Origin of the sequence: Luteimonas sp. TWI662, assembly GCF_039673825.1 — a bacterium.
Lineage (GTDB): Bacteria > Pseudomonadota > Gammaproteobacteria > Xanthomonadales > Xanthomonadaceae > Luteimonas.
The window spans coordinates 52,544-61,530 of record NZ_JBDJMI010000024.1; the positions used below are offsets into that span (position 1 = coordinate 52,544).

The window sequence follows — 8,987 nt, forward strand, 5'->3', positions numbered from 1 at the left end:
CGCCGTCCGGACGAAGGAACGCTTTTGGACAAGCCGAAGAAATCGGTCCGCCGCAAGACCCGCGGCGTCACCATCGATGAGGTCGCCGCACTGGCCGGTGTGTCGCCGATGACGATCTCGCGGGTCATCAACGGCCAGGGCAAGGTGCGCGACACCACCCGAGAGCGGGTGATGCGCGCGGTGCGCGAGCTCAACTACACCCCCAATCTGGCGGCCAGCTCGCTTGCCGCCGCGCAGCACACCCGCATCGCGCTGATCTACACCAACCCCAGCGGCGCGTACCTGCGCGAACTGCTGGTCGGCTTGCTGCGCGTCGCCTCGCGCACCCCGATCCAACTGGTGGTCGATTACTGGGACGACCTCGATGCCGAGGCCGAGCGCAAGGCCGCGCGCGCCCTGGGCAAGCGCGTCGATGCCGTGATCCTGCCGCCGCCGCTGTGCGAATCGCGCGCGGCGGTGACCGAATTCGTACGCGCAGGCATTCCGGTCGTCGCGATCGCCTCCGGGCGCTTCAGCGACGATATTTCCTGCGTGCGCATCGACGACTTCCGTGCGGGCAAGGAACTGGCCGAGCACATGATCGAACGCGGCCACACCCGGATCGGCTTCATCAAGGGCCGCGCCGATCTGAGCGCGAGCACCCGGCGCTTCCAGGGCTTCCAGGCCGCGCTCGAGGACGCCGGGATCGCGTTCGACCCGACGCTGGTGCAGCAGGGCGACTACACCTACCGCTCGGGGCTGAAGGCGGCCGAGAAGCTGCTGGCCCATCGCAAGCCGCCGAGTGCGATCTTCGCCAGCAACGACGACATGGCCGCCGCGGCGATCTCGGTCGCCCATCGCCGCGGGCTCGACGTACCGCGCGATCTGTCGGTCGTCGGCTTCGACGACACCTCGGCCGCGACCACCGTGTGGCCCGAGCTCACGACCATCCACCAGCCCATTGCCTCGATGGCCGACGCGGCGATCGACATGTTGCTGCGCGGAATCCGTCGCAACGATGCCAGCACCCGCGTGCTCACCGATCGCGTGGTGCCGCACCGGCTGGTCGCACGCGATTCGGTCGCCGCCCCGCCGAAGAAGAAGTAGCGCACCCTGCCCGCTTGCGGCGCGCCCGAGGGGCGCGCCGGTGACAACGCTCGCGATGGCGGGCAGACGGTGCATCGGGCTCAGCGCAGCAGGTACTGGTTGAGCAGGTTCTCGTACGCCTCCTGGCGACCACTGCGCTGCTTCGGCTCACCCGCCTTGGCGGCGATCGCATGCAGGTCGCTCAGCGACAGCCGGCCCTGCTCGAACGCCTGGCCATCGCCGCCATCGAAGCTGGCATAGCGGTCGCGGCGCCATTGCTCCCACGGCGACTCGTGCAGCAGCGCATGCGCCACTTCAAGGCCGCGCGCAAACGCATCCATGCCGCCGATGTGCGCGATGAACAGGTCTTCCATGTCGGTCGATTCGCGGCGCGGCTTGGCATCGAAGTTCAGGCCGCCTTCCAGGCCGCCCTGGCGCAGCACCACCAGCATCGCGCCGACCGTGTCGTACAGGTCGGTCGGGAACTGGTCGGTATCCCAACCGTTCTGCGCATTGCCGCGATTCGCGTCGATGCTGCCAAGCAGCCCGTGGTCGGAGGCGACCTGCAGGTCGTGCTCGAAGGTGTGCCCGGACAGCGTTGCGTGGTTGGCCTCGATGTTGAGCTTGAAATCCTTGTCCAGTCCGTGCGCCTTCAAAAAGCCCGCGCAGGTCGCGCTGTCGAAGTCGTACTGGTGCTTCATCGGCTCCATCGGCTTGGGCTCGATCAGGAAGTTGCCCTTGAGTCCGATGCTGCGTCCGTAGTCGCGCGCCATCGTCAGAAACCGCGCGAAGTGCGCCAGCTCGCGCTGCATATCGGTGTTGTGCAGGCTGGCGTAGCCTTCGCGGCCGCCCCAGAACACGTAGTGCTCGCCGCCCAGTTCCACGGTCGCCTCCAGCGCCGCCTTGACCTGCACCGCCGCCCGCGCGACCACCGCGAAGTCCGGGTTGGTCGAAGCGCCGTTCATGTAGCGCGGATGCGAGAACAGATTCGCCGTGCCCCACAGCAACTTCATGCCGGTCGCGGCCTGGCGTTCCTTGGCCAGCGCGACCATGTGCTTGAGATTCTTCTCGTACGCGCCGATGTCGTCGGCGTCGGGCGCCAGGTCGACGTCGTGGAAGCACCAGTACGGCACGCCGAGCTTGGTGAAGAACTCGAACGCGGCATCGAGCTTGGCCTCGGCCGCCGCCAGGGGCGCACCGCCGTCCCACGGGAAGCGCCGCGTGCCCGGACCGAAGGGATCGGCGCCGGCATTGCAGAACGTGTGCCAGTAGCACACCGCAAAGCGCAGGTGCTCGGCCATCGTCTTGCCGCCGATTGTCTTGCCGGCGTCGTAGACCTTGAAGGCCAGCGGATTGTCGGAGGCCTTGCCCTCGAAGGGGATCTGGCCGATGCCGGGAAAGTACTCCCGGCTGCCGATGAAGGGGGTCGTGGTCATATGCGGTCCCGTGTTGGCGTGGAGTGGACGGATCGGCAGGCGCTGTGCGCCTACGCGGCCGGCGGCGCGGCGTACAGCGGCCGCACCGCGTCGAGGTGGTCGGTGAAGCGCCGGTAGGCGGCGCGGTAGGCCGGCGCGCGGCTCGGCTCGGGCGTGCATGCGCGCGCGGGATCGGTCGCGACATGCGCGGCCGCCAGCGCTTCCATCGATGTGGCATCGCCCTGCGCGCGGCCAAGCGCCCACAGCGCCTGCAGCGCCGCACCGAACGCCGCGCCCTCGCCCTGCACCGGCACATCCACCGGCAGCGCGAACACATCGGCGACCAGTTGCCGCCAGGCCGCGCTGTTGGCGCCGCCGCCGGTCAGCACGATGCGATCGAACGCCATGCCGGCCGACACGAACGCGTCGAAGCCGTACTTCAGGCTGTAGGTCGCGCCTTCCATCGCCGCGCGGTACAGATGCGCGGCGTCCATGTTGTGCGCGGACAGGCCGGTCAGCACGCCGCGCCCCAGCGGCAGGTCGGGCGTGCGCTCGCCGTTGAGGAACGGCAGCAAGCTCAGCCCGCCGGCGCCCGGTGCGGTCGCGTCGATATGCGCATCGCCCTCGCGGGTCGAAAAGCCGAACATGCGTGCGACCTGCTCGGTCGCCACCGTGCAGTTCATCGTGCAGATCAGCGGCAGCCAGCCGCCGGTCGAGTCGCAGAATGCGGCCCAGGCGCCCGAGTCCGATACCACCGGCGTATCGCTGTAGGCGAACAACGTCCCCGAGGTGCCCAGGCTCATGGCCAGCCGGCCCGGTACCACGCAGCCGGTGCCGATCGCCGCCATCATGTTGTCGCCGCCACCGGCCGACACCCGCAGTTGCGGCGACAGCCCGAGTTCGGCGGCGATCTCGGACCGGACCGGGAACAGCGCATCGGCCTCGACCAGTGGCGGCAGGCAGGCCGACAGGTCGCGCTCGGGGTCGGTGGCGGCCAACAGCGCCGGCGACCAGTCCCGCGTGCGGACATCCAGCCAGCCGGTGCCCGACGCATCGCCGTGCTCCATCCAGCGCGCGCCGGTGAGCCAGACGTTGACGTAGTCGTGCGGCAGCGCGATCGCCGCCAGCTTCGCGTAGGCCTCCGGTCGATGGGCTTTCGTCCACGGCAGCTTGGAGGCGGTATAGCCGGCCAGGATCGGATTGCCGGCCTGCGCGATGCAGGCCGCCACGCCGCCGACGGCGTCCATGATCGGTGCGCATTGTGCGCTGGTGCTGGTATCGCACCACAGCTTGGCCGGTGCCAGCACCTGCCCTTCGGCATCGAGCGGCACGAAGCCGTGCTGCTGGCCCGAAACGCCGAGCGCGGCGATACGCGCACGCAGCGTCGGGTCGACTGCGGCAAAGCAGGCACGGATCGCATCGAGCCAGTCCGATGGATGCTGCTCCCGGCTGCCGTCATCGCCCGCGATCAGTTCCAGCGCCCGGCCCTGCAGCGCCAGCACCTGCCGCGATGCCGGGTCGTAGACCACGAGCTTGACACTCTGCGTGCCCAGATCGAGACCGGCGACGAGGCTCATGCGCGCACCCTCGACAAGAAAAAGTTAGCGCTACCATTCTTCGGGCTAAAAAAAACGGCACGGCTTGGAGCAGGCAGCGGCATGGGCGCGCTCGGCGTCAATCGGCGGTGCAGGCACTGTAGCCATTTGTCGCCGAACATGCTTGCTGCGGTGCGCCATCGACGTGCGTTGCGTGGCGTCCACTCAGCGCGCCCGCAACCACGCCTGGCCGTCGCCGGCACATTCCGGCGTGAAGCCGCGGACCTCGACGCCCGGCAACAGCAGCCCTTCCAGTTCCGACAGGCGGCGGATCCACAGCGATTCGGCGATCACCGCGATGCGGTCGAAACGCCGCACCGCGCGCAGCAACGCCGGCAACCGCGAAAACTCGACTGCGACCGCACCGAAAGACGGCAGGTCGACGTTGCGCACGCGATAGAGCAGCGCGCCGCCCTCGATGCCGTCCGCGCCCTCGACGAACGCATCGATCAGTCCCGCCATCGTCTCCCGGTCGAACCGGCCGTCGATCTCGACGTCGATCCGATCCGGCGCCACACGGATCACAGTGAACATGCCGGCCTCGCCTCTATCGGTCGAATGCGAAGCTAGACCGCCGCGCGTCAATAGCGAGCGAATGACGCATGCGTCGACTCGGCGACGCACGCACGACCTGCCGCGCGACCGACCGTCGCGACGGCAGCGCCGCGACATCGCCCATCAAGCCCTCGATGGCAGCGTCCCGCCGCCCTGCCCGCTGCTGCGCGCCAGAAGGCGCAGCAGCAGCGCCGCGACACACGCCGCCGCGACGTTGCAGGCCATGCCGGCGACGAAGGCATCGGCGTAACGCGCACGCAGGTCGTCGCCGACAGCGCCCGACAGCGCCGCGCCGAACACCATGCCGACGATCGCCACGCCGAAGGCCGCGCCGACCTGCTGCAACGTCGAGACCACGCCCGAGGCCATGCCCGCGCGCGCCGCATCGACGGTGCCGAGTACGAGATTGAGCAGCGGCGTCATGATCAGCCCCTGCGCAGCGCCGACGACGACCAGCGTCGGCACTAGGTGCGCAGGCGACAGCGCCCCGCCGGCGCTGTACACCTGGCCGACGAGCCAGGCGAGCGAGACGGCATAGACCACCGCCGCGACCGCGAGCGCCCCCGGGCCGAAGCGGGCCACCAGCCGCGGCGCCGACAGCGACGCCAACACGAAGCCGACGCTGCACGGCGCGAACAACAGCCCGGCCGCCAGCGGGTCGAGTCCGAAGCCCGACTGCACGAGCAACGCAAAGCACAGGAAGAACGAACTCGAGGTCGAGTAGACCAGCAGCACCAGGACACCGCCGATGGCGAACTGCCGATCGCACAGCAAACGCATGTCCACCAACGGGTCCTGACCGCGCAGACGGCGCCGGACCTGCTGTCGCGCGAACACGGCCAGCAGGACAGCACCGGCCACCAGCGCGATCCGCATCCAGGCCGGCCAACCGTGCGCGGGCCCTTCGAGCAACGGCACCAGCAACAACCCCAGCCCGGCACCGACCAGGGCCACGCCGCCCCAATCGAGGGTCGGGCGCTCGGGCGCGCGCGATTCGGGCACCAGGCGCGCCATCGCGATCGCCAGCACGCCGATCGGGACATTGATCAGGAAGATCGTGCGCCAGCCCAGCCCGGCGATGTCGGCATGCACCAGCCAGCCGCCCAACACCTGGCCGGCGATCGCGGCCAGACCCAGGGTCATACCGAGCAGACCGAACGCACGGCGGGCGGCGGCCCCCTGGAAATGCACGCGGATCGAGACGTAGACCTGCGGGAACAGCAACGCCGCCGCCAGCCCCTGCAGCACCCGCGCGGCAATCAGGACGCCGGCATCGGGCGCAAGTCCGCACAACGCCGAGGCCAGCGCGAATCCCGCCATGCCGACCACGAACAGTCGGCGACGGCCATGGCGGTCGCCGAGCCGGCCGCCTGCGATCAGCAACACGCCAAACGCGAGCTCGTACCCGGCGACCACCAATCCCACCTGCGCCAGGCTCGCGTCCAGCGTGGCCTGCATCGACGGGATCGCGACATTGACCACGAACAGATCGAAGATCGTCACAAAGCCTGCGAGCAGCAGCACGGCCAAGCCCAGCCAGGGCGGGCGGGCTGTGACGGCCACATCGGCGGCATTGGGAACGGGCGGTGACGCAGCGGCGCGGCAATCGGGCATGACGAGGGTCCGAACAAGGGAACCGGAGTCTGGCGCCGCCCGAATCCGGTTACAATTTGTCGGTTTATGGTGTTACTTGAAGCAACCGATGCCCGATCGATGAATCGCCTGCAACGCGCCCGCCCCGAACTGTCGAGCTTCCTGCGGACCTGCCGCGCGCGCCTGTCGCCGACCGATGTCGGCCTGCAGAACGGCGGCCGTCGGCGCACACCGGGCCTACGCCGCGAAGAGGTCGCCGCGCTCGCGGGTGTGGGCCTGAGCTGGTACACGTGGCTCGAACAAGGACGCGACATCGGTGTTTCGTCGACGTTCCTCGACAACCTGGCACGGGTGCTGCGGCTCGATGCCGCCGAGCGTCGCCACCTCTACCTGCTCGCGCACGCGCGGCCGCCGGCCGAACCCGGGCGCACGTTCTGCCAGGTTCCGCCGCTGGTCCGGCGCTTGATGGACGATCTCGCCCCGCACGCGGCGCATGTGCTCAACCTGCGCTGGGACGTGCTGGCGTTCAATGCGCCGGCCGATGCGCTGTTCGGCTTCGGTACGCATCCGCCCGAACGCCGCAACCTGCTCTGGTTGCTGTTCACCGATGAGCGCATGCGCACGCGCATCGTCGACTGGGACATCCAGGCGCGCGCCATGCTCTCGAGCTTTCGCCGCGACCATGCCCGCGGCGCGCAGGATGCCGACGCCCAGGCCCTGGTCGAGTCACTGCGCCGGGCATCGCCGGCGTTCGCGGCCTGGTGGGCGCACCACGATGCCGGCGCACCCTGCAACGGGGAGCGTCGGCTGTGCGTGGACGGCGCGCCGGCCGTCTTCGAGCACACGATGCTGACGATCGACGAGGAACGTCACCTGCGCCTGGTGGTCCATGCGCGACGCGACCCAGCGGCCGGCTGATCGCGGCCGCCATCCGTCGTCGTCAAGGCCGCGCGGCCCCGCGGCCGTGCTCGTCAGACCAGCGTCGCGACCGCGATGAAGCGCCAGATGCCGAGCCCGGCCATCGTCAGCAGCAGCGCGAAGGTCAGCATCGCGCCACCGAAGCGGCCAATCGAATAGCCGGCCGAGCCGCCGAGCCCGACGGCGTGCAGCACGCGCGCCAGCAACAGCGCCAGGCCCAGGGTCCACAGCAGCCGGGTGTCGAACGCGGCGAGTTCGAGCAGCGCCAGCATCAACAGCGCCAACGGCACGTATTCGCCGAAGTTGGCCTGCACGCGGATCTTGCGCGCCAGGACCGGGTCGCCGCCGGTGCCGATGCCGACCTTGGCACTGCCGCGGTGCAGCGCCACCCGCACCGACAACACGACGTACAGCACGACATGCAGCGATGCGATCAATAGCGAGATGCGCGGGGTCATCGTGCGTGCTCCATCGTGTTCGCTTCCTTGGCTCGTGTGAGGTCCGTACGCGCCCTGCCGCCGTTCGCCGCCGGCTCGACCTTCGCCGCGCCCACCGGATTGCGTGGGTCGCTGCCGCCGGTCAACGTGCCGTTGGCGCGGTTCCACAGCACGGTCTGCAGGTTACCCCAGACGTGGCTCGAACCCCGTCCTCCGGCGGCGCGATCGCCGGGCAGGTCGACGGTGTGGCCCATCGCGCGCAGCCGCGCCGCGGTGTCGGCGGAGAATGCATCGGACTCGGCCGAGATCGTGTCGGGCATCCACTGGTGGTGATAGCGCGGCAGCGCCGCGACGGCCTGGGCGTCGAGTCCGGCGTCGTAGCCGAGTACGCCCAGCAGCACCATCGTGATGATCCGGCTGCCGCCGGGCGTGCCCAGCACCGCGACGCGGTCGGGCGATTCGAGGAAGGTCGGCGTCATCGAGCTCAGCGGACGCTTGCCCGGCCGCGGCGCATTGGCATCGAAGCCCATGACCCCGAACGCGTTGGGCACGCCGGGCTGCAGCGCGAAGTCATCCATCTCGTTGTTGAGCAGCACCCCGGTGCCGGGCGCGACCAGGCCGCTGCCGAACAGCAGATTCACTGTCTGGGTGACCGCGGCGCGGTTGCCGGCGGCATCGACGATCGAGAAGTGCGTGGTCTCCTCGTCCTCCAGCGGCGTCGGATCGCCCGAGAGCAGGTCGCTGGGCGTGGCCTTGGCCGGGTTGATCGTCGCACGCAGCCCGGCGGCGTAGTCGCGGCTGCGCAGCGTGCGCTCGGGGATCTTCACAAAATCCGGATCGCCCAGGTAGAACGTGCGGTCGCGGAACGCGCGGCGCATCGACTCGACGACCAGATGCGTACGCGCGGCATCGTCGAGCGCCGGCAGGTCGTAGGGCTCGAGGATCTGCAGCATCTGCGCCATCGCGATGCCGCCCGACGATGGCGGCGGTGCGGTCGTGACCGTCCAGTCGTGGTAGCGGAAACGGATCGGCGCCCGCTCGACGACCCGGTACCCAGCCAGATCCTCGGCGGTCCACTGCCCGCCCTCGGCATTGACCCCGGCCACTAGCTTCTCGCCGGTCGGCCCGCGATAGAAGCCGTCGAAACCGCGCTCGGCGAGCAGCCGCAGCGTCTGCGCCAGCTCCGGCTGGCGGAACAGGTCGCCCTCCTGCGGCGCTCGGCCGCCGGCCAGGAATACCGCGCGCGTGCCCGGGTACCGCTCCATGACCTGGCGCCGCGACTGGTAGCCGCGCGCGAACCGGGCATAGACCGGGAAGCCGTCCTCGGCGGAACCGGACGCCCGGGCCAGCGACTGAGCCAGCGGCGGCCGGGCGAATCGGGCGGCAAAGTGCACGAAAGCGCGCGCCAC

Annotated in this window: 8 protein-coding genes; 2 read left to right on the plus strand and 6 right to left on the minus strand. The window is 69.9% G+C overall.

The genetic code is table 11. From position 1 onward, the window contains the following. The first annotated feature begins 24 nt into the window (after positions 1-24). Entirely contained in the window at positions 25-1,086 is a 1,062-nt protein-coding gene (locus ABE488_RS14775) for a LacI family DNA-binding transcriptional regulator (protein ID WP_346443800.1), read from the plus strand. 80 nt (positions 1,087-1,166) lie between these two features. On the opposite strand, the gene xylA is transcribed toward ABE488_RS14775, so the two are convergent. The 4 genes from xylA to ABE488_RS14795 all read right to left on the minus strand — a co-directional run bounded on the left by xylA (position 1,167) and on the right by ABE488_RS14795 (position 6,244). Continuing rightward, complete coding sequence (gene xylA, locus ABE488_RS14780; RefSeq protein WP_346449134.1) at positions 1,167-2,501, minus strand: xylose isomerase; 1,335 nt, start codon at positions 2,499-2,501, stop codon at positions 1,167-1,169. A gap of 50 nt (positions 2,502-2,551) precedes the next feature. Beyond that, on the minus strand, positions 2,552-4,057 hold the full coding sequence (xylB, locus tag ABE488_RS14785; RefSeq protein WP_346449136.1) for a xylulokinase: 1,506 nt from the start codon (positions 4,055-4,057) through the stop codon (positions 2,552-2,554). A gap of 183 nt (positions 4,058-4,240) precedes the next feature. Continuing rightward, positions 4,241-4,609: an STAS/SEC14 domain-containing protein gene (locus tag ABE488_RS14790; RefSeq protein ID WP_346443806.1), complete on the minus strand. Its 369-nt coding sequence runs from the start codon at positions 4,607-4,609 to the stop codon at positions 4,241-4,243. Between the two features lie 144 nt (positions 4,610-4,753). Then, positions 4,754-6,244, minus strand: coding sequence for an MFS transporter (locus ABE488_RS14795; protein WP_346449138.1), 1,491 nt, complete (start codon positions 6,242-6,244; stop codon positions 4,754-4,756). A gap of 99 nt (positions 6,245-6,343) precedes the next feature. Here ABE488_RS14795 and ABE488_RS14800 point away from each other — a divergent pair, with 99 nt between their 5' ends. Further along, positions 6,344-7,141 (plus strand): helix-turn-helix transcriptional regulator, encoded by a 798-nt coding sequence (locus ABE488_RS14800; RefSeq protein WP_346449139.1) that lies wholly within the window; start codon positions 6,344-6,346, stop codon positions 7,139-7,141. 53 nt (positions 7,142-7,194) lie between these two features. On the opposite strand, the gene ABE488_RS14805 is transcribed toward ABE488_RS14800, so the two are convergent. Next, complete coding sequence (locus ABE488_RS14805; RefSeq protein WP_346449140.1) at positions 7,195-7,599, minus strand: MAPEG family protein; 405 nt, start codon at positions 7,597-7,599, stop codon at positions 7,195-7,197. Continuing rightward, positions 7,596-8,987: gamma-glutamyltransferase family protein (locus tag ABE488_RS14810; protein ID WP_346449142.1), on the minus strand; the 1,392-nt coding region annotated here is incomplete at its 5' end. The genes ABE488_RS14810 and ABE488_RS14805, both read right to left, overlap by 4 nt.

Bases quoted from the DNA above. Each gene is read 5' to 3' on its own strand.
- xylA (WP_346449134.1), bottom strand. From the start codon at position 2,501: ATGACCACGACCCCCTTCATCGGCAGCCGGGAGTACTTTCCCGGCATC.
- xylB (WP_346449136.1), bottom strand. From the start codon at position 4,057: ATGAGCCTCGTCGCCGGTCTCGATCTGGGCACGCAGAGTGTCAAGCTC.
- ABE488_RS14790 (WP_346443806.1), bottom strand. From the start codon at position 4,609: ATGTTCACTGTGATCCGTGTGGCGCCGGATCGGATCGACGTCGAGATC.
- ABE488_RS14795 (WP_346449138.1), bottom strand. From the start codon at position 6,244: ATGCCCGATTGCCGCGCCGCTGCGTCACCGCCCGTTCCCAATGCCGCC.
- ABE488_RS14800 (WP_346449139.1), top strand. From the start codon at position 6,344: ATGAATCGCCTGCAACGCGCCCGCCCCGAACTGTCGAGCTTCCTGCGG.
- ABE488_RS14805 (WP_346449140.1), bottom strand. From the start codon at position 7,599: ATGACCCCGCGCATCTCGCTATTGATCGCATCGCTGCATGTCGTGCTG.